The sequence below is a fragment of the Pseudomonas sp. MM211 genome (genome assembly GCF_020386635.1).
Classification (GTDB): Bacteria; Pseudomonadota; Gammaproteobacteria; order Pseudomonadales; family Pseudomonadaceae; genus Aquipseudomonas.
Map to the genome: position 1 here is coordinate 2,515,795 of NZ_CP081942.1, position 18,518 is coordinate 2,534,312.

19 protein-coding genes and 1 pseudogene are annotated in these 18,518 nt (G+C 63.7%); 14 read left to right on the plus strand and 6 right to left on the minus strand.

What is annotated here, in order from left to right:
• Window positions 1–167 precede the first annotated feature (167 nt).
• A complete protein-coding gene (locus K5Q02_RS11440) occupies window positions 168–1,703 on the minus strand; it encodes a DUF6538 domain-containing protein (RefSeq protein WP_329959558.1) in 1,536 nt (511 codons plus the stop codon).
• A gap of 107 nt (window positions 1,704–1,810) precedes the next feature.
• Here K5Q02_RS11440 and K5Q02_RS11445 point away from each other — a divergent pair, with 107 nt between their 5' ends.
• On the plus strand, window positions 1,811–2,128 hold the full coding sequence (locus K5Q02_RS11445) for a Nif3-like dinuclear metal center hexameric protein (RefSeq protein ID WP_225839287.1): 318 nt from the start codon (window positions 1,811–1,813) through the stop codon (window positions 2,126–2,128).
• Between the two features lie 81 nt (window positions 2,129–2,209).
• Here K5Q02_RS11445 and tatC read toward each other — a convergent pair whose 3' ends face one another.
• Genes tatC through tatA form a run of 3 tightly spaced genes read right to left on the minus strand, consistent with a single transcriptional unit; the run spans window position 2,210 to window position 3,479 of the window.
• Complete coding sequence (gene tatC / locus K5Q02_RS11450) at window positions 2,210–2,959, minus strand: twin-arginine translocase subunit TatC (protein ID WP_225839289.1); 750 nt, start codon at window positions 2,957–2,959, stop codon at window positions 2,210–2,212.
• Window positions 2,956–3,246 carry a Sec-independent protein translocase protein TatB gene (tatB, locus tag K5Q02_RS11455; RefSeq protein ID WP_225839291.1) on the minus strand — a complete coding sequence of 97 codons (291 nt, stop codon included), beginning with the start codon at window positions 3,244–3,246 and terminating at the stop codon, window positions 2,956–2,958. Before tatB ends, tatC begins: the two co-directional genes overlap by 4 nt.
• Entirely contained in the window at window positions 3,246–3,479 is a 234-nt protein-coding gene (tatA, locus tag K5Q02_RS11460; RefSeq protein WP_225839293.1) for a twin-arginine translocase TatA/TatE family subunit, read from the minus strand. Before tatA ends, tatB begins: the two co-directional genes overlap by 1 nt.
• 150 nt (window positions 3,480–3,629) lie before the next feature.
• Between tatA and gspK the strand changes: the two genes are divergently transcribed.
• Window positions 3,630–4,601: a type II secretion system minor pseudopilin GspK gene (gene gspK / locus K5Q02_RS11465; protein WP_225839294.1), complete on the plus strand. Its 972-nt coding sequence runs from the start codon at window positions 3,630–3,632 to the stop codon at window positions 4,599–4,601.
• Window positions 4,602–4,718: 117 nt separating this feature from the next.
• On the opposite strand, the gene K5Q02_RS11470 is transcribed toward gspK, so the two are convergent.
• Both K5Q02_RS11470 and K5Q02_RS11475 read right to left on the minus strand, forming a co-directional pair.
• Complete coding sequence (locus K5Q02_RS11470; protein ID WP_225839296.1) at window positions 4,719–4,862, minus strand: hypothetical protein; 144 nt, start codon at window positions 4,860–4,862, stop codon at window positions 4,719–4,721.
• 457 nt (window positions 4,863–5,319) lie between these two features.
• Window positions 5,320–7,362 (minus strand): PhoX family protein, encoded by a 2,043-nt coding sequence (locus tag K5Q02_RS11475; protein WP_225839298.1) that lies wholly within the window; start codon window positions 7,360–7,362, stop codon window positions 5,320–5,322.
• A 242-nt stretch (window positions 7,363–7,604) separates the two neighbouring features.
• Between K5Q02_RS11475 and K5Q02_RS11480 the strand changes: the two are divergent.
• The 12 genes and pseudogenes from K5Q02_RS11480 (at window position 7,605) to K5Q02_RS11535 (ending at window position 18,391) form a co-directional block, all read left to right on the plus strand.
• A pseudogene (locus K5Q02_RS11480) lies at window positions 7,605–9,243 on the plus strand (lipoprotein UxpA).
• On the plus strand, window positions 9,219–9,665 hold the full coding sequence (locus tag K5Q02_RS11485) for a pilus assembly protein PilZ (RefSeq protein ID WP_225839299.1): 447 nt from the start codon (window positions 9,219–9,221) through the stop codon (window positions 9,663–9,665). The pseudogene K5Q02_RS11480 and the gene K5Q02_RS11485 overlap by 25 nt, the downstream one beginning before the upstream one ends.
• Window positions 9,666–9,686: 21 nt before the next feature.
• Window positions 9,687–11,621 carry a type II secretion system secretin GspD gene (gene gspD / locus K5Q02_RS11490; RefSeq protein ID WP_442964000.1) on the plus strand — a complete coding sequence of 645 codons (1,935 nt, stop codon included), beginning with the start codon at window positions 9,687–9,689 and terminating at the stop codon, window positions 11,619–11,621.
• A 5-nt stretch (window positions 11,622–11,626) separates the two neighbouring features.
• Entirely contained in the window at window positions 11,627–13,075 is a 1,449-nt protein-coding gene (locus tag K5Q02_RS11495; RefSeq protein WP_225839661.1) for a GspE/PulE family protein, read from the plus strand.
• Window positions 13,076–13,077: 2 nt separating this feature from the next.
• Window positions 13,078–14,280 carry a type II secretion system inner membrane protein GspF gene (gene gspF, locus K5Q02_RS11500; RefSeq protein WP_225839302.1) on the plus strand — a complete coding sequence of 401 codons (1,203 nt, stop codon included), beginning with the start codon at window positions 13,078–13,080 and terminating at the stop codon, window positions 14,278–14,280.
• A 14-nt stretch (window positions 14,281–14,294) separates the two neighbouring features.
• The gene (gene gspG / locus K5Q02_RS11505) at window positions 14,295–14,729 is read left to right on the plus strand and encodes a type II secretion system major pseudopilin GspG (RefSeq protein WP_225839305.1); all 435 of its coding nucleotides are present in this window, start codon (window positions 14,295–14,297) and stop codon (window positions 14,727–14,729) included.
• Window positions 14,730–14,820: 91 nt separating this feature from the next.
• Window positions 14,821–15,300 (plus strand): type II secretion system minor pseudopilin GspH, encoded by a 480-nt coding sequence (gene gspH / locus K5Q02_RS11510; protein WP_225839663.1) that lies wholly within the window; start codon window positions 14,821–14,823, stop codon window positions 15,298–15,300.
• A complete protein-coding gene (locus tag K5Q02_RS11515) occupies window positions 15,297–15,662 on the plus strand; it encodes a type II secretion system protein (RefSeq protein WP_225839307.1) in 366 nt (121 codons plus the stop codon). The genes gspH and K5Q02_RS11515 overlap by 4 nt, the downstream gene beginning before the upstream one ends.
• Window positions 15,659–16,249 (plus strand): prepilin-type N-terminal cleavage/methylation domain-containing protein, encoded by a 591-nt coding sequence (locus K5Q02_RS11520; protein ID WP_225839319.1) that lies wholly within the window; start codon window positions 15,659–15,661, stop codon window positions 16,247–16,249. Before K5Q02_RS11515 ends, K5Q02_RS11520 begins: the two co-directional genes overlap by 4 nt.
• Window positions 16,246–17,352 carry a GspL/Epsl periplasmic domain-containing protein gene (locus tag K5Q02_RS11525; RefSeq protein WP_225839326.1) on the plus strand — a complete coding sequence of 369 codons (1,107 nt, stop codon included), beginning with the start codon at window positions 16,246–16,248 and terminating at the stop codon, window positions 17,350–17,352. Before K5Q02_RS11520 ends, K5Q02_RS11525 begins: the two co-directional genes overlap by 4 nt.
• Window positions 17,349–17,735 (plus strand): type II secretion system protein GspM, encoded by a 387-nt coding sequence (gspM, locus tag K5Q02_RS11530; protein ID WP_225839328.1) that lies wholly within the window; start codon window positions 17,349–17,351, stop codon window positions 17,733–17,735. The genes K5Q02_RS11525 and gspM overlap by 4 nt, the downstream gene beginning before the upstream one ends.
• The gene (locus K5Q02_RS11535) at window positions 17,732–18,391 is read left to right on the plus strand and encodes a type II secretion system protein N (RefSeq protein WP_225839338.1); all 660 of its coding nucleotides are present in this window, start codon (window positions 17,732–17,734) and stop codon (window positions 18,389–18,391) included. The genes gspM and K5Q02_RS11535 overlap by 4 nt, the downstream gene beginning before the upstream one ends.
• Window positions 18,392–18,518 lie beyond the last annotated feature (127 nt).

The window sequence follows — 18,518 nt, forward strand, 5'->3', positions numbered from 1 at the left end:
TGTCAATGGTGAAGTAAGAAACTAAATCTATATCTTCACCATTATAATACCACAGAATCCTGTGGTGTCAAGACCTGGCACGAAAAATGCTTGTAATTATCGTAAGGTTTTGATAGGCGGTCGATGTGGCCGCGATAGCTAGGCTAGGCCCGGTGATGCGGGCTTTTTCATATTTGAAAACTGAATTTCAGGGTGGCTATGGCCTCTCGCTTCTGCTCAAACGATGGCCCTGCTGAATACACGTCAAATGTAACGTTCCCCACGTCGTGCCCCAGCAAGAAAGGGATTGTCAGTGGAGTGACCCCAGCCTGTTGAAGCAGGGTGGCCGTGCACTTTCTGAAACTGTGGAAGACGTGTTGATCGCCAAAGCCTACTGAACGTTTGAGCTTCGTAAACCGTTGCGACAAGGCGCTGATGCGGAGACCGTGCTTTGTCTCGTCATTGCCTGGGAAGAGCGCCCTTGTGGCTCCTAGCGGGTGTTTGAGGCGCTTCTGATAGATCGGTATCAACCGAGGGTGAAGCGGCACCTCTCGGACGCCTGAAGGGGTTTTAGACTGATCGACCTTGAACCCTGTCGGCGTGCCGTCAGCGTCGAAGATAGTGGTATCAACACGGATTCGGCCAAGCTCCTCGATACGGCACCCAGTGAAGCAAGCGAAGGCAATTAAATCGGCCAAATCTGCATCACCTTTCGCCATGGCTGCAGCGTGTAGGCGTTCAGCTTCCTGCTGTGTGTACGCTACCCAACTTTTGCCAGCGCTGGCACCGACTCTAGGGTGTTCGTGATTCTCAAAGGGGCTTTGCTTCGCTGCTTGCTGCTCTCGGTAGTACTGGTCGTAACGTACAGCCCATTTATGGAATTTTCGTAGGGCTGCCAGATGACCTAGCCGCGTTTGGCGAACCTTGGAGACGGAGTTGAGATATTCCGCCACATGGTCAAAAACAAGCTCCTTGCCGTTCGTTGTAAGCCACCTTGAGAAACGATTGATGTTGCTCAGGTACACATCGTTGGTGCGAGCATTGGCGTTCTGCTCGGCAAGGTGCGTGGCGAATCGAGACTGAGCGCTGGCACTGATCGGCGACTTGGGGCTGTATGTCTCCGGTTTTGCGGCGATTTGCAAGGCTTCTGCCAAGCCAGAGGCGGGCAGCAGATTCTTAGCTTTAGCGCTATGAGCAAGTACACGTTGCTGAATCTCACTGAAGCGCTGGAATTTCGTGGGTGTTGGTAGAGTTTCGTCATTCAGCAACGAATAAACCTCATCAAGCAGGCCAGGAATACCTAGTTCCTGCTCCATGCGAGAGACGTCGTCATAGAGCGATTGGTAGGCACTATGCAAAGCCTCCTGATCGCGCTTCACGCTTTCGATAGTGGGTGTAGGGCGATTAGCTGGGATCAGCGTTCCCCGCACTGCTCGAAGAATCTCGGCATCTGCTTTTTCAAGATGCTCTTTGGCCTTTTGGGCGAGACCTTCTTGCCACCGGTCTCCCTGTCGAATTCTCTCTTCCCTAAGTCGACGAAATTCGGATTTCCATTGTCCAATCTGCACGGACGCCAAATCATTAGCTAGGCGCTTGTCGCCTGTCTTCAAGCTCTGGCTGAGGATGCGTCGATTACCAAATGCGGGGCGTAGGTCAGCAGGAATGTCGATTCGGCAATGCCATGTTGAGACACGGAGCACAAGGTGTTTGGAGGCTGATGGCATAATGATCTCAAGAGGCGTTTCTACGCAGCAATTCTACCCAATTTTTCTACCCAAAAGCACCTGTAAACCCTTGAGAGGCCCGGAAATGCTGGGCCATAAGGCAGTGTATGTATAAATTTTGTTTCTACGTTCCTGAGAGTCATCTGGAAAATGTGAAGTCGGCCGTGTTCGCGGCTGGTGCCGGGCGCGTTGGCGATTATGAGCAATGCTGCTGGCAAACCTTGGGTCGCGGACAGTTTCGCCCTCTGGAAAACAGCACGCCGTTCATTGGTCAGAGCGGTGAGCTGGCAACGCTCGCGGAGTGGAAGGTCGAACTGGTAGTCGCCGATGAGCTGATCCACAACGCGGTCAAGGCCATGAAGAAAAGCCATCCCTACGAGATGCCCGCTTTCGAGGTGTGGCGTTTGTCCGATTTGCAGTTCTGACTCAGCCTGCTGCCTGCCAGCAGTCTATCGATAGACTGGCTTCCGCCATCTTTCCCACGCTCAAGGCACCCGTCTTGAGCGTTATTCAGTGACTGCCAGTTCCTGTTCGCTTTCCTGTTCCGGCCGGCGTTGGATGCTGCCACAGGCGAGCAGGCCGACTTCGAACAGCAGCCACATCGGCACCGCCAACATGGTTTGCGAGAATACGTCGGGTGGCGTCAGCAACATGCCCACCACGAAGCAGCCGACGATCACGTAAGGCCGGCTACGGCGCAGCGTGTCGACATCCGTCAGCCCGGCCCAGACGATGATGAAGGTGGCCACCGGAATTTCGAAGGCCAATCCGAATGCCAGGAACAGCGCCAGGATGAAGTCCAGGTACAGGGCGATATCGGTCATCATTTCCACGCCGTCCGGCGTGACGCTGGCGAAGAAGCCAAACATCATCGGGAACACCGCGAAGAAGGCGAAGGCCATGCCTGCATAGAACAGCAGAATGCTCGAGACCAGCAGAGGCACCGCGATGCGCCGCTCGCGGCGATACAGACCCGGGGCCACGAACCCCCAGGCCTGATGCAGCAGCACGGGCATGGAGATGAATACGGCGACCATCATGGTCAGTTTGAATGGCGCCAGGAAGGGGGACGTCACGCTGGTGGCGATCATGCTCGCGCCTTCGGGAAGGTAGCGGCGCAGCGGTTCGGAGATCAGCGTGTAGAGCGTCTGCGCGAAGGGAAACAGGCCCAGGAACGCCAGCAGAATAACCAGTAGGCAGCGCACCAGCCGCTTGCGCAGTTCGCCCAGGTGGGCGGTCAACGGCATGCTGCTCATACGGTTCCCTCGGGTTTGGTTGCCGCTGGCTGCGGCTCCGCTTGCAGGCTGATGCCGCGACGCAGTTCCTGTTCCAGTTGCCGTAACGGCGCAGCGTCCAGTTCCTTGCTCACGGCCTGGGCATCCAGTTCACGTTCGACCTGATCGCGCAGCATGTCCATCGCCCGCTTTGCCTGGCCCAGGCCGCGACCCAGCGTGCGGGCTGCGACCGGCAGGCGTTCCGGGCCTAGCACCAGCAGCGCCACCACGCTCACCAGCAGCAGTTCGGTAAAGCCTATTTCGAACATCAGGCCTGACGATCCGTTTGGCTGTGGGACTGCTGAGCAGCTCCCTGCAACGGCGCCTGTTGTTGCACCTGTGCCGGCGTCTCATCCGTTTCGCTGTTACTGGCCATGGATTTGCGGAAGCCCTGGATGGTTTCACCCAGATCGCCGCCCAGCGTCTTGAGGCGTTTGCTGCCAAACAGCAGGAACACGATCATCAGCACGATGACCAGTTGCCAGATACCGATGCCGCCCATGAAGAATCTCCAACACTATGAAATTGAAGGACTAATCTGCCTGTGCTTTATGACGCTACGGTGACGTGGTGATGACGAAAAGAGGCTGTTGCCACGCGTCTGCAACATTCAGCCTGTTGACTGTCGACTCTCTGGAACGAGGGGTAGGCGATGGGGTACGGGCGGCAGCGCGGCGCGGCGTTATTGATGGTGTTGGTGGCCTTGGCCATGCTCGCCGGTGGGCTGGCGTGGATGGTGCAGCAGGGGCGACAGCAGGTCGATGCGGTGCGCTTGCAGCAGCAGCGGATTCAAGCACGGGCAATGGAAGTCGCCGGTCTGGCTTTCGCCGAGCAAGCTCTGAGGGATCCGGCTTGGCGGCAGAGCCCGCTTTTCTGGCAAGCCCTGCGTGGGCAGCCGCTGCGTTACGATTTTGCTGGCGGTGCGGCGACCTTGCGCATCCGCGATCTGCACAGCTGCTTCAACGTCAATGCGCTGGCCGGCCAGGAGGCTGAGCGTGCCGGGCGTCAGCTGCAGTACCTGCTCGGTGACGACCTGGCCGCCGAACAACTGGTGCATGCCTTGGCTGACTGGATCGACAGCGACGGCCAGAGCCGCCTGCACGGCGCCGAAAGCGACCAGTACCTGCGCCAGACGCCGCCTCGGCTCGCCGCCAACCAGCCCATGGTGGATATGAGCGAACTGAATCTGCTGCTCACGCCGCAGCCCGGGCGACAGCAGCGTTATCCCCAGCTCTGTGCGCTACCGCAGACCTCGGGCTGGCGCTTGAATGCCAATGCCTTGAGCCTGGAGCATTTGCCCCTGCTCGACGCCCTCTACGAGGGTGAGTTCGCGCGCTCGCTGCTGACTCGCATCATCACTGGCCGACCGGCCAATGGTTACCGTGACGTGGCGGCCTTGCGCGAGGCAGTGGGCGCCGTGGATGACCCGACCTTCGAGCGCCTGAGCGAGGGCTTGCTGCTCAACAGCGGTGATTTCATGCTGCAGCTCGAGTTCGAGCAGGATGGCCGGCTGATCAGCAGCCAGTTCCAGGTGCAGGCTCAGGGTGTGGTGCGCTGGCACGCACAGGTGCCGGTGCAGCGAGTGCAGGTGATTAGTCGAGAACCCTTGCCGTTCGCTTTGTAGCGCAAGTCGCCTACTTGCGTAAGAGCCCGCTTGCGGGCGATGCGACCAATCGCAGGCTACGAAGCGGTTGTTCAGATGAATTGACAGGGCGTTCGCGGATCGCCGGCAAGCCGGCTCCTACAATATCGAGGCGCCTGCAAGAGGAGCGTCCGGCACCACATTTGTGGGAGCGTCGACCTTGGCGCGAATGCGCTGGTAGCCATCCTGAGCGTCCGCGTTGTCGCCACCATTCGCCGCAGGGTCGCGGCTCCTACGATGCATGGTGATCTAATCCGTAGGGATCCGCTTGCGGGCGATGCGGCCAATCGCAGGCTACGAAGCGCTCATTCAGATGAATTGACAGGGCGTTCGCGGATCGCCGACAAGCCGGCTCCTACAATATCGAGGCGCCTGCAAGAGGAGCGTCCGGCACCACATTTGTGGGAGCGTCGACCTCGGCGCGAATGCGCTGGTAGCCATTCTGAACGTCCGCGTTGTTGCCACCATTCACCGCAGGGTCGCGGCTCCTACGATGCATGGTGATCTAATCCGTAGGAGTCCGCTTGCGGGCGATGCGAGCAGATGGGCATGCCGTTGCCACCAATCGCAGGCTGCGCACCGGGTGTTTTGGTAGCCGGTGTCGAGCGTGGCGATACACGGAAAGAAGGGCCTGGACGTCGCGGAGCTCGATCCAGGCGGAGAGAGATGGCACGGGATGACCCCGTGCCGTGTGGGTAGGTCAGACGCCGATTTCGCCGCCGTCGTTACGCTGGATCACCACCGTGGAAGCACGTGGGCGGACGCTGGTACCCGCTGGCGTTTCGTCCGTGGCGACGTTGGTGGATGGCCAGTTACCCGGATGCTGGATGTTGACGAAGATCGTCTTGTTGTCCGGCGTGAAGGCGATGCCGGTCACTTCGCTGCCGTTGGGGCCGACGAAGAAACGGCGCAGATCCGCTTGGTTTTGCGCGTTGACCGGTACCTGCTCGCCGTTGGCGTCGACCAGGTTGGTGGGAATTACCGCCAGCATCTGGTCGTTGGTGTAGCTGGTCACGCTCGATTCGCCGTTATCGGTCTGGATCCAGAGAATCCCGCGGCTGTCGAAGCTCATGCCGTCCGGGCTGGCGAACTGGTTGAGCTCGGTCAGGCCGGAACGGTTGATATCGGGCGTGCCCGAGGCGTTGGCGCCGAATACGAAGATGTCCCAGGCGAAGCTGAGCTGATCGTCGCTGTCATGCCAGCGGATCACATGGCCGTGACGGTTCGGGCCGCGTGGGTTGGCAGCGTCAACGGCCGCCGCAGTGCGCGCGCTGTTGTTGGTCAGGGTCAGGTAGACGTCGCCATTGAGCGGGTTGACGGCGGACCACTCCGGTCGATCCATCGGCGTCGCGCCCACAGCATCGGCTGCGCCCCGGGTGTTGAGGATAATGCCCGGCAGGTCGGTGAACTTGGTGCCCAGGGTGCTGCCATCGGTGGTCGGCGTGGCGGCTACCAGCGGGATCCATACACCGCTGCCGTCGGCGTCGAAACGAGCGACGTAGAGCGTGCCGCTGTCCATGTACTTGGCGCCGGTGGCCAGGCGGTCGCTCGGGTTGGCGTCGGCAGCGTCCCAAACCGCGTCGGAGACGAACTTGTACAGGTACTCGTTGTTGGAGTCGTCGCCGGTGTAGAACACCACTGGCTTGCCGACTACCGGCAGTGCCGGCCAGCAGCCTTCGTGGCGGATGCGGCCCAGGGCGGTACGCTTCACGGCGCGGGTGCTGGAGTCGTACGGGTCGATCTCGACGATGTAGCCATAGGTGCTGGCTTCGTTGCGGTAATCGTCGGTCGCCGACGCGCCGCTCGGGGTGATGTTGAAGCGGGTGAATTCGTCGTCCTGTTCCGACGCATCCCCGGCAGCGGTTTCCCAGCTATAGCGGCCTGTGCCGGTGCTGACACCGATACGTGCCTGATCGGCAGGGCGGTTGCCGGTGTTGATGAAGATCGACGGCCAGTTCTCTTCGCAAGTCAGGTAGGTGCCCCACGGGGTGTAACCGTTGCCGCAGTTGTTGTTGGTGCCGCGGGTCTCGGTGCCGGCGGTGGAGAACTTGGTCTTGACGTGATCGGTGCCGCGCAGCGGGCCGGAGATGTCCATGACGGTGGCGGTGGTGAAGCGACGGTTCAGCGGATCGTTATCGACCACCTGCCAGCGGCCGCTGACCTTGCTGATGCGGATGACGCCAGCGCCGTGTGCGTTGATCTCCTTGCGTACTTCTTCGGCCGGGCGCTGACCGTTGACGAAGGTCTGGCCGTTCGGGTGCAGGGCGTCTTCGTCGATGTACTCGTAGTTGATCGCCAGCAGGCCATCATCGGAGCTGCCGTTGATGGGGAAGAAGTGCATGCCGTCGTGGTGCATGCCGGCCGAGTTTTCCTGCTCGATGGAGGTGTTGCTGCCATCGGCTTGCCAGGTGCCACCGGCGCTGTTGAACGGCGTTCCCCAGGGGGCCAGCACATAGGCGCTGTAACCGGCAGCTACCATGCAGGCATCGGTGCGCGAGCCGGCAATGGACTGGAAGCCGAGGGCCAGTTTCGGCTCGACGGGTGGCTCGGTGGAAGGGCTGTCGTTGCTGGAACCGCCGCTGTCGAAACAGCCGGTGAGGCCGGTGCCCGCGATCATGGCGATCGCGGCGCCCAGGCCTCCGCGCATAACGCTGCGGCGGCTCAGGTACGAATCCAGAACCGATGCCATCGGCAGGTTGCCACTGGGATTACGATCCAGGTTATCGCCGGTATCTCGACTCATCAGGTCATGTCCTTTTTTTGGTGAAGCGCCTTGAGGAAACCGGGACTTTAGAGACCGAATGTGATGATTTTCTGGCAGTTCTGTTAACGGCTATTGAAAGCTTTGTGACGCTACCTTTCTGATTTATCTGATTTTTTCCAGTGGCGGTCAGGCGGGGGCTGTCGAATAACCGCCATTAAACTGTCACATAAGCTGCCCAGTATCCCGCCCCGACAATGCATAAAGGTGAGGCGGGCGGGGCGATGACGAACATCGGCAGACGTGAAGTGATGAGCTGGATGGGCATCGGTGCAATGACGCCTTTGCTTGGCGCCTGCTCGGGCTTCGCGACCCCGCGTCAGGACGGACAATCCGAACTGGAATTGCTGTATTTCGCCGATACGCTGGATGCCCGCCAGCCTGGCCAACCGGTAGTGCCGGCCACTCGGCTGGGGCCGGTTTCGCACCTTGGGCGAGCGCCCTGGCTCAGTGGCAGCAATGCCCACCAGTCGCGCAGCGAACTCAATCCACTGCTCGATGCACGTCTGGCCGAAGGTGTCAGCACGGGCGGCTATGCAGTGTTGGGTGCCTTGCTGGAAGAGCTGCGCCAGCGCCATGGCGCCGATCGCTGCCTGACCCTGGAAAACGGCCAGGGCTGGAACGGCAGTGGCCTGGCCTATCTGACGCAGGGAAGCAGCGGCGCGCAGGGCAGCCAAATGCTTGGCAGCGAGGTGCGGGTCAGCAGCGATGAGCGCGTCCTGTGGCCGCAACGCTGCGCCGGTCTTTATCGGCATTTCGCTAGGCCCGTCGTCGGCGCCGGCCTGGCAGACGCCCAGTCACAAACGTTGGGCATCGAACCCTTCACCATCATCCGGCGCGCCGGGGTGCGGATCGCGGTCGTCGGGGTGACCGACCCTTATGCCGCCGATCAGAACGCCTCCCTTAAGCAGTGGTACCAATCGCTGCTGCCAGCTTTCAAGGAAGCACGTGCCCAGGCCGATCTGGTCATCGCCCTGGCCGATGTGGGCACCGGGCCCGGCCTCTGGCTGGCCGAGCGGCTGAGCGATGCCGATCTGCTTTTGTGTGCCCGCGGGCAGGATTTCTGGCCGGCGCCGATCGAGGTGCTGCAGACCAGCGGCAGGCTGGTGCCGGTAGTGCTCGGTGGCTGTCGGGCCAGCGGTGCCTTTCATATCGGGTGCCAGCGGCAGGCCGGGCAATGGCAGTTCGTTGCGCGCTTTCACCCCGCGTTCGAGCAGGTGCTTTCACCGGCGGGGCAGGCGCACGCCGCACGCCTGCGTACCCAGTTGCAAGGCCAGCGAGCGCCTCACGCGGCCTGGCTCGATCAGCCCCTGGCAACGGCGCCACAAGCACTGTGGCGCCGCGATACCCGCGGTGGTAGCTGGGGACCGCCTGTTGCATCAGGCACTGTCCGATGACGGCCAGATGCAGGTGCTGTTGCCTGGCCTGCGTTATGACAGCCCGGTTGCCGCCGGCGAGGCGATCACCCGTGAACACCTGATCAGCCTGACTGGCGGTTATCCGGCTCCCGTCGTGGAGGCGCCGCTCGAGGCTCTCGAAGGCGTGCTGGAGAGTGCAGCGGATCAGCTGTTCGGCAACCCCTTGTTGCTCGACAACAGTCGTGATCTGCCGCGTTGGCAGGGGCAAACCTGGCAGGTCAATTACAGCCCGACCGGCAAGCGTGTTTCCGGCCTGGCTCCGCCCGACGGCCTGTGCCGCAGTATTTCCATGGCCTACGACGCCAACGCCGGTGAACCGCTGTGGCAGCGCGTCGAGGCGTGGTTGGTCACACAATCGAGCGGTTGGCAGTTACCTGCTCTGCATCTGCCCAGCGTGCGTTATGTGCAAGGGCATCCCGGATGGCATCCCAGAGGCGTCAGTTGATCAGCGCACAGCGATTGTGGGGCGGACTGTGGCTGACCCTCGGTGCCTGGCTGGCGGCGCAGTGCGTGCTGCAACTCAGCCGTGAACCGCAGCCGGCCCGTGCCGTTGCTGTCGATACGGCTGCGCTGCCGGGGCTGCTGGTGGGCCACTGGCAAGTGACCGCCGACAGCGGTGCATTGCCGTTGACGCGCCTGCCGGTTCAGTACCTCGGCAGCCTGCGTGCCGTGCCCCTGAGCGCCTCGGTGGTGGTGCTGCGCTACGGCCAGCAGGTGCGCAGCTTCAGCCGTGGGCAACGCCTGGGGCCTGGCGTCGTGTTGCAGGACATCGACGAGACGGGGCTGATTTTCGATAACCAGGGGCGGCGCGAGCGCTTGCCCTGGCCGCCACGGCCTGCCGTGACCGGCTTCAAGCGGCAAGGATAAGAGATGATCGTTCGCTACTGCCTGGCCGCTCTGCTGGCCTTGGGCGCTACCCAGATTCTGGCCGATGACGTGCTGGATTTGCCGGTCGCCGAGTCGCCGCTATACGAGGTGAATTTCGTCGACACCGAGCTCAGCGAGTTCATCGACAGCGTGTCGCAGATCACCGGGACGACCTTCATCGTCGACCCGCGGGTCAAGGGCAAGGTCACCGTGCGCACGGTCGAGCGCCATGACAGCGAAGCGATCTACGACATCTTTCTCGCCCAGTTGCGTGCCCAGGGCTTTGCCGCGGTCAACCTGCCCAACGGCAGCGTGAAGATTCTCCCCGATCAGGCCGCACGTCTGGAACCGGTGCCCGTGCACCCCAGTGGCGGGCAGCAGGCCGGCGGCGACGGTATCGCCACCCGGGTGTTCAGCGTGCGCAATGCCGCCAGCGAACAGTTGCTCGGCATCCTCAAGCCGCTGATCGACCCACGGGTGGGCGTCATCACGCCGTATCCTGCTGCCAACCTGCTGGTGGTCACCGACTGGCGCAGCAATCTGGAACGTATCGATCGCCTGCTGGCCGAGCTCGATCAGGTCAGTGACGAGCCGTTGCAGGTGATGCCCTTGCAGCATGCCAGCGCTGCCGATACCAGCGTGCTGATCACTCGCCTGCTGGCCAGCGAGAAGGGCGGCGACAGCGCCCAGGTGATCGCCGACCCGCGCAGCAACGCCTTGCTGGTGCGCGGCAGTGCCGACAGCCGCGAACGGGTGCGCGCCTTGCTGGCGCAGCTGGATCGGCCGGGTGGCGAGCTGCGCAGCTCCAATACACAGGTGATCTACCTGCGCCATGCCAACGCCAGTGAGGTGGTCAAGGTGCTGCGCGGCCTCAGCCAGGAGGCGCCACAGGCACCCGGCGAGGGGGCGGAGGGCGTCCAGGCTGCGCGCTTGCCGATCAGCGATTCAGGCGTGCGCCTGGAGTACGAGGAAGGCACCAACGCGGTGGTGATGGTCGGCCCGGACAGCGAGCTGGCGGCCTACCGCTCCATCGTCGAGCAACTGGACATCCGCCGCGCCCAGGTGGTGGTCGAGGCGATCATCGCCGAGGTCTCCGACTCTCGTGCCGAGGAGCTGGGCGTGCAATGGCTGTTCGCCGACGAGAAACTTGGCGCCGGAGTGGTCAACTTCAGTGCGGGCGGCGCGAACATCGCGGGTATCGCCGGTGCCGCGGCCAGTGGTGACAACGCCGCCCTCGGTGAGCTGCTTTCGGGTGTCAACGGCGCGACCGCCGGCATCGGCCATTTCGGTGGCGGGTTCAATTTCGCGGTGCTGCTCAACGCGCTGAAGAGCAAGAGCGGCTTCAACCTGCTGTCCACGCCGACCCTGCTGACCCTGGACAACGCCGAGGCGTCGATTCTGGTCGGCCAGGAGGTACCTTTCGTCACCGGCTCGGTGACCCAGAACAACAGCAACCCGTACCAGACCATTGAGCGCCGCGAAGTCGGTGTGAAGCTGCGCATCAAGCCGCAGATCAATATCGACAACAGCGTGCGCCTGGATATCGTCCAGGAAGTATCGTCGATCGCCGACTTCGCCTCGGCCAGCGACGTGATCACCAACAAGCGCGAGATCAAGACCAAGGTGATGGTCGAGGACAACGGCCTGATCATTCTCGGCGGGCTGATCAGCGATGAAGTCAGCAGCAGGGATCAGAAGGTGCCGTTGCTAGGCGACATTCCCGGGCTCGGCCGGCTGTTTCGCTCCACGGGCAAGAGCGGCGTGAAGCAGAATCTGATGGTGTTCATTCGTCCGCGCATTCTGCGTGACGGGCCGAGCATCGCCAGTTTCAGTGCCGACAAATACCAGAACCTGCAACGCGAAACGGCGCTCAAACTACCCGCACTGGACGGCGACGCCAGGCTGCAGCAGCTCTTTCCGGCCAGCCGCGCACGCCTCGACGAGGGCGTCTGGTAATGAGCCTGTTGCCCTATCGCCTGGCTCGTCAGACCGGCGTGGCTTGGGTGCCGGCTGATGACGGCTGGAGCCTGTGGCTGTGCGATGACGCCGATAGCGATCAACTGCAGGAGTTGCTGCGTGTCGAAGGCGCGCCCGGATCGGTGTGTCGCTTGCCGCGGGCCGAGTTCGAGCAACGTCTCGGCCTGCTGTATCAGGCCGGCGAGGGGGCGAACGCGGCGCTGATCGAGGGCATCGGCGAGCAGGTCGATCTCGACAGCCTGATGAATGACATGCCGCGCATCGAGGATCTGCTCGAGAGCGATGACGAGGCGCCGGTGATCCGCCTGATCAACGGCCTGTTCGCCCAGGCGCTGCAGTTGCAGGCCTCGGATATCCATATCGAAACCTTCGAGCAGAGTCTGGTGGTGCGCCTGCGCATCGACGGCCATCTGCGCGAAGTCCTGCGCCCGCCACGGGCGTTATCGGCCATGCTGGTGTCGCGGATCAAGGTTATGGCGCGGCTGGACATCGCCGAAAAACGTCAGCCCCAGGATGGACGTATCACCCTGCGTGCTGCTGGTCGCGAAGTCGACGTGCGGGTTTCCACGCTGCCGGGCATTCACGGCGAGCGGGTGGTGATGCGCGTGCTGGATAAGCAGGCCAGCCTGCTGGCGCTGCCCAATCTGGGCATGCCGCCTGCGGTGGAGCAGGGCCTGCGTGCCTGTCTGGGCCGCCCCAACGGCATCGTGCTGAGCACCGGGCCAACCGGCTCGGGCAAGACCACCACCCTGTACGCCAGCCTCAACAGCCTGAATGACGGCAGCCGCAATATCCTCACCGTCGAAGACCCGGTGGAATACGCCATCACCGGTATCGGCCAGACCGCCATCAACCCGCGTGCCGGGCTGACCTTCGCCACTGGCTTGCGAGCGATCCTGCGCCAGGATCCGGACGTGATCATGCTCGGCGAAATCCGTGATCGGGAGACCGCGCAGATTGCCGTGCAGGCCAGTCTCACCGGGCATCTGGTGTTGTCGACCCTGCATACCAACAGTGCAGTGGGCGCCGTGACGCGGCTGCGCGACATGGGTATCGAGCCCTTCCTGATCGCCTCCTGCCTGCGTGGCGTGCTCGCCCAGCGCCTGGTGCGCCGCCTGTGCAGCTGTGCCGAGCGTCGACCCTTGCAGGACGCCGAACGGCAGTTGCTGCCGGAGCTGGCCGACCTCGAACACAGCTTTCATCCAGTCGGTTGCGAGCAGTGCCAGGGTAGCGGTTATCAGGGCCGCCTGGGGCTCTACGAATTCATCGAGCTGGATGCCGGGCTGATCGCGCTGCTGTACAGCGGCGCCAGCGAGGTGAGCATGCAGGCCTACCTAGAGGATCGACGGCAGAGCCTGTCGGCCATGGCCTGCGACTGCCTGGCACGCGGCGACACCAGCCTCGCCGAAGTGCTGCGCGCGGTGCAGGGCTGAGTATGCCGACCTATCGCTATCACGCCGTCGACCTGGCCGGCAAACCGCACAAGGCCAGTCTGCAGGCGGACAGCGAGCGCCACGCCCGACAGCTATTGCGCGAGAGCGGGCTGTTCGCCCGTGAGCTGCACCGTCACGACCCGCAAAGCCGGCAGCCACGTCGTCAGCGGGTCAGCCGCGCGCAACTGTGCGAGCTGACCCGGCAACTGGCGACACTCACCGGCGCGGGCATTCCGCTGGTCGACGCACTGGGCACTCTGGAGCGGCAGCTGGTCCAGCCAGCACTGCGCAGCCTGCTGGTGGCGGTACGCGGCTCCCTCGCCGAGGGCGTTGGCCTGGCCCGTAGCCTGGCACGTCAGGGCGGGGTGTTCTCTACGCTGTATTGCGCGCTGGTAGAGGCAGGCGAGCGCTCCGGTCGCCTGGCCCAGGTGCTCGAGCGCCTGGCCGAGCACCTGGAGCAGGTCCAGCGGCAACAGCACAAGGCCCGCACCGCGCTGATCTATCCGGCCGTGCTGATGGGCGTTTCCCTGGCCGTGGTGATCGGCCTGATGACCTTCGTGGTGCCCAAGCTCACCGAACAGTTCGCCCATGCCGGGCAGAGCTTGCCGTGGATCACCACGCTGCTGATCGGCATCAGCAATACGCTGGTGCTGCTCGGCCCGTGGTTGCTGGGCGCGGCACTGCTGGCGGCGTTGGTCGGCAAGCTACTGCTGCGCAAGCCGCACTGGTGCCTGCGCCGCGATGATCTGCTACTGCGCCTGCCCCAGGTCGGCGTGCTGTTGCAGGTGCTGGAGAGCGCGCGGCTGTCGCGCAGCCTGGCGATCCTCGCCGGCAGTGGCGTGCCGCTGCTGGAAGCCCTGCAGGTGGCGACCGCCACGGTCAACAACCGGCGCATCCGTTTGGCGCTGGAACGGGTCGGCAGCGAGGTGAAGGGCGGCGTCAGCCTGCACCGCGCCCTGGAGGCCAGCGGCCATTTTCCTCCGTTGCTGCTGAACATGGTCGCCAGTGGCGAAGCCAGCGGCACCTTGCCGGACATGCTCGAACGCGTGGCGGACAACCAGGAGCGTGGCTTCGCCCGCCAGGTGGACACCGCCATGGCGCTATTCGAACCCTTGATGATTCTGGTGATGGGCGGCGTGGTGCTGTTCATCGTAATGGCCGTGCTGCTGCCGATCATGCAGCTCAATCAGGGCCTGACACTTTGAAGAGGAAAGCCATCATGCGCAGCAATCGTTTCACTCAACGGGGCTTCACCCTGATGGAAATCATGGTGGTGATCTTCATCATGGGGCTGCTGATCGCCGTGGTCGCGCCCAGCGTACTGGGCAGCCAGGACAAGGCCATGAAGCAGAAGGTGATGGCCGACCTGTCGACCTTCGAGCAGGCCCTGGACATGTACCGCCTCGACAACCTGCGCTTCCCCAGCAACGAGCAGGGGCTTGCGGCATTGGTGACCAAGCCCACCGTCGAACCGATGCCGCGCTCCTGGCGCGCCGACGGTTACATCCGCCGCCTGCCGCAGGACCCCTGGGGCAATGCTTACCAGTACCGCAGCCCGGGAGAGCATGGCCGGGTCGATATCTATTCGTTGGGCGCCGATGGTGTCGATGGCGGCGAAGGCATCGATGGCGACCTGGGCAACTGGAATCTTTGAGCTGCGGCTTATGACCCTTTGCCAGAACGCGATGGTAGTCAACCAACGTAGGGTGGACGACGCTTCACCCGTCCACCGTTCCACTGCCGCCATGGTGGATGAAAAGCGCGTCATCCATCCTACGCCTGCGCAGCGCGGGTTCAGCCTGCTGGAGTTGCTGGTCGTGCTGTTCATCGCCGGCCTGCTGACCAGCCTCAGCGTGGCCTGGCTCGACAGCGGCCAGGCGCCGGCGCAGCAGGCGCTGGAACGCCTTGCCGCCGCCAGCCGCGCCCAGGCGGGAGTGGCGCTGCACGCTGGGCAGATTCATGGCCTGCGCTGGAACGGCCAGCGCCCGGAGTTCGTGCGCCAGGTGCGGGAGAACGATCAACTGCGCTGGCAGGTCGAGCCGGTCGCGCTGGGCGAGTGGCCGGCAGTGCTGAGGCCTGACTGGCCAGCTGCTGGCGAGCCGCGCCTGGTCTTCACGCCAAACGGGGTCGGTCGTCCGCAGGTACTGCGCTGGCAATGGCCGGAGGGTGGCGAGCAATGGCAGTGGGACAGCGCCGGTCGCTTGCAGCGGACGTCGCTGCCATGAAGCGCCAGCGGGGTTTCACCCTGCTTGAAGTGACGGTCGCCCTGGGTATCGCCGCCACGCTGGCGGTCATGACCAGCCAGGCCCTGCGCCAGCGCCTGGCCGTGCAGCAGAGCGTCCAGCAGCATCAACTGGGGGCGTTGTGTGCTCGTGAGCTGGAGGCACGTTTCGCGGTCGAGCAGCTATGGCCTGCGCAGAACAGCCTCACCGGGGTTCTCGTCCAGGGCCACGGGAACTGCCACTGGCAACTGCAAATGCAGGGCACCGGTGTACGGGATCTGCGGCGTGCCGAGTTGAGCCTGTTCGCTGATGGCGATCGCCGCGAGTCGCTGGGGCTGTATCAACTGTTTCTGGTGCGCCCGTGAGGACGTGGCAACGTGGCCTGACCCTGGTGGAGCTGCTGGTCGCCCTGGCGCTCACCGCCTTGCTCGGTGTGCTTCTGGCTGCCTTGGTCAATGGCTGGATCAACGTTCGCGAGCGCTTGTCACAGGGCTCGCCAGGCATGCCGGTACTGGATTTTTGTCTGGCGCTGGAGCGTCGTTTCGATACCACCGTGCTGCGTCAGCTGCATGAGCGGCGCTTGCCGCTCGCCTTGAACTGGCTGGACTGGAAGCCGGATGAACTGCAACTGCAATGGGTGGCGCTGGGCGCCTGGCCAAGCGCAGAAGGTGGCGCACGCCTGCAGCGTCAGCGCCTCGTTTACGACCGTCGCAGCCAGCATCTGCTGCTGCAGGCATCCAGTGATCTGTACGCCGCGGCCGCACCGGTCTGGACACTGCGCGAGCAGTTGGATCGGGTGGAGTCGGTGAGTTTTACCTTTCGCCAGGACAGCCGCTGGCTGGCCTGGCCATCTACGGACAGGTTGCGCCCGGACAGGGGCGTGCGCCTGACTTTTCAGCGTGATGGAGCACCCTATGTTTGTACGTTTGCCTTGCCTTGGGGCCGCTCATGAAGCGTGAACGCTGGCGCCGCCGCGCGGCACGTCCCTGGCTGTTACTGCGCCCAGGTACCCATGGCGAGGCCTGGCAGTGGGCGCAGATTGAGCTGGGGCACGTGCAGGCCTCTGGTTCTGGCGCGCCGCCCCCAATTGCTGGCGCGCGGGTGGCGCTGGTGCTGCCGGGTGAGCTGTGCAGCCATTTTCAGGTACCCGCGCCGCCGGGGCTGAAACGCCACGAGTGGCCGTTGTTGCTCGAGGATCGCCTGCTGCAGAACGCTCAGACGACGGCCTGCGGATGCCTGGGCCGTGAGCCCGGCTCCCTGCAACTGGTCTGCGTCGACCAGGCGCTGTTGGATGGCTGGCTGGATCAGTGTGCGGCGTGGCAGCTCGACGTGCAGCGCTGCTGGGCGGAGTTCCAACTGCTGCCGGCGCCGTCTCTAGGCACAGCGTGTTGTTGGCAGCGGGACGCGCGGCTGAGCCTGTTCGTGGGTAGCAGCGCCGAGGCACGTCAGCACTGGCTGGCGTGGCCCATCGAGCTTCAGGCAGCAGCACCCGCCGGTGTTTGGCGCGAGCTCGAGATGCAGGCGTTCGAGGGGGCTTGGCCTGAGCGCTTCGCCGCGCTGGATGGCCTGCCGACTCTGTTCGAGCCGCGCCGCGCCAAACGTCAGGCCCGCCAGATGGGCCCTGGTCTATGGCGCCTGCCTGCTGCCTGTCTGGCCCTGGCAGTGCTCTGGGTTGGCCTGTGGTCCAGCCAGCAGTGGCGGCAGCAGGGCATCTATCAAACGCAGGTGGAAGAAGTGGTCGGGCCAGTCGCTTCTGCCCGTGAAGCGGCGCAACGGTTGAAGCAGCAACGCCAGGGGGCAGATGAACGACAGCTTCGCTTGCGGCAACTGGAGCACCTGCAGACCGAACTCGATGGCTGGCTGCGCGCCAACGGTAGCTGGCAATTGAGCACTGCTCACTTCGACGGTCAGCGTTGGACGCTGCGCCTGCAAGGGCATGAGGTCATCGACGAGTCACCCTGGCAGGCGATGGCCAGCGCCATAGGCGTAGCGGTGCAGGTGAGCGAGGCAAGCGACGAGCTCAATCTGACCTTCGACCTGGGAGCCGCATCATGAATCTGAATCTTGAGCGCCGCGGTATGCGGTTGCTGGCGGTTGTGATCGTCGCCGTGTTGCTGGCGCTGCTGGCCTGGCGTGAAGGCCGGCAGCACTGGCAGGCGTTCGGCCAGTGGCAGACGCTGGCGCAGTCGGCCCTGGCGCTGCGTGCCGAGAGGACGTTGACCGCCGATGACCTGCAGCAGGCCGCCAAGACCCGGGAAATCAGCATCGAAACCCTGGAGCCCGGCAGCGAAGAGTGGCTGGTGCGCGGCCAGCTGAAAGATGAGCGCGTGCTGCAGGATTGGCTTCTGCAACTGGAACGAGAAGGCGCTCGGCCGCTGCGCTGGGGCCTGCAGCGTGGCGAGTCGGCGTTGCACTTCGAATTGGCGTTGCAACGATGACGCGGCGTCGTTGGCTGTGGGCGTTGCTGGTCTTTGTCATGACGCTGCTGGTCGAGCTGCCCGCCCGTTGGCTGTTGGCGCCGCTGCCCGTGCCGCTGGCAGGCATCAGCGGCAGTATCTGGCAGGGGCAGGCCGAGCGCCTGGGCGATCTCGGCCCGTTGCGCTGGAATTGGCAACCCTGGCGGCTCAGCGCGCAGGCGAGTGCTGGATATCAGGGGCAGCGCTGGCAACTGCAGGTGTCCGGCTGGCCCTGGGCCTGGCATGCCTCGTTGCAACCCGCCAGCGATCTACATACGTTCGTAACCGGTTACCGCTTGGCAGGGCAGTGGCAGGGCAGCATCGAGTTGCAGGGCAGTGGAACACGCTGCCTGTCAGCCAACGGGAATTTACAGGGAGAGGGTCTAGCGCTGCTGGCGCCCTGGCAGCTGGACCTGGGACAAGCGCGTGTGACGCTCGATTGCCGCGCCGGCTGGAAGTTGGCTGGGCAGTTGAGCTTGGCTGGTCAGCATCAGGCCGACCTGGCGGCTGATCTGCTCGCCCGGCAGGCCAGGTTGACGGGGCGAGTCGAACCCGGCGCGGCACTGCAACCGGTGCTGGTCAGTGCGCAATGGCTGGCGCCGGGCGGCACCGAGGTGGCGCGCAGCATCCGCTGGTAAGCGCCTCGCCTAAGAGCCTTTTCAAAGTCTCGCGAGCTAGAGCCATGCAAGGCAAAAACAGGCGAGGACGCGGAGTTTACGCGTTGTAAATGAGCAGTCCGAGCCTGTTTTTACGCAGCAGGGCCGA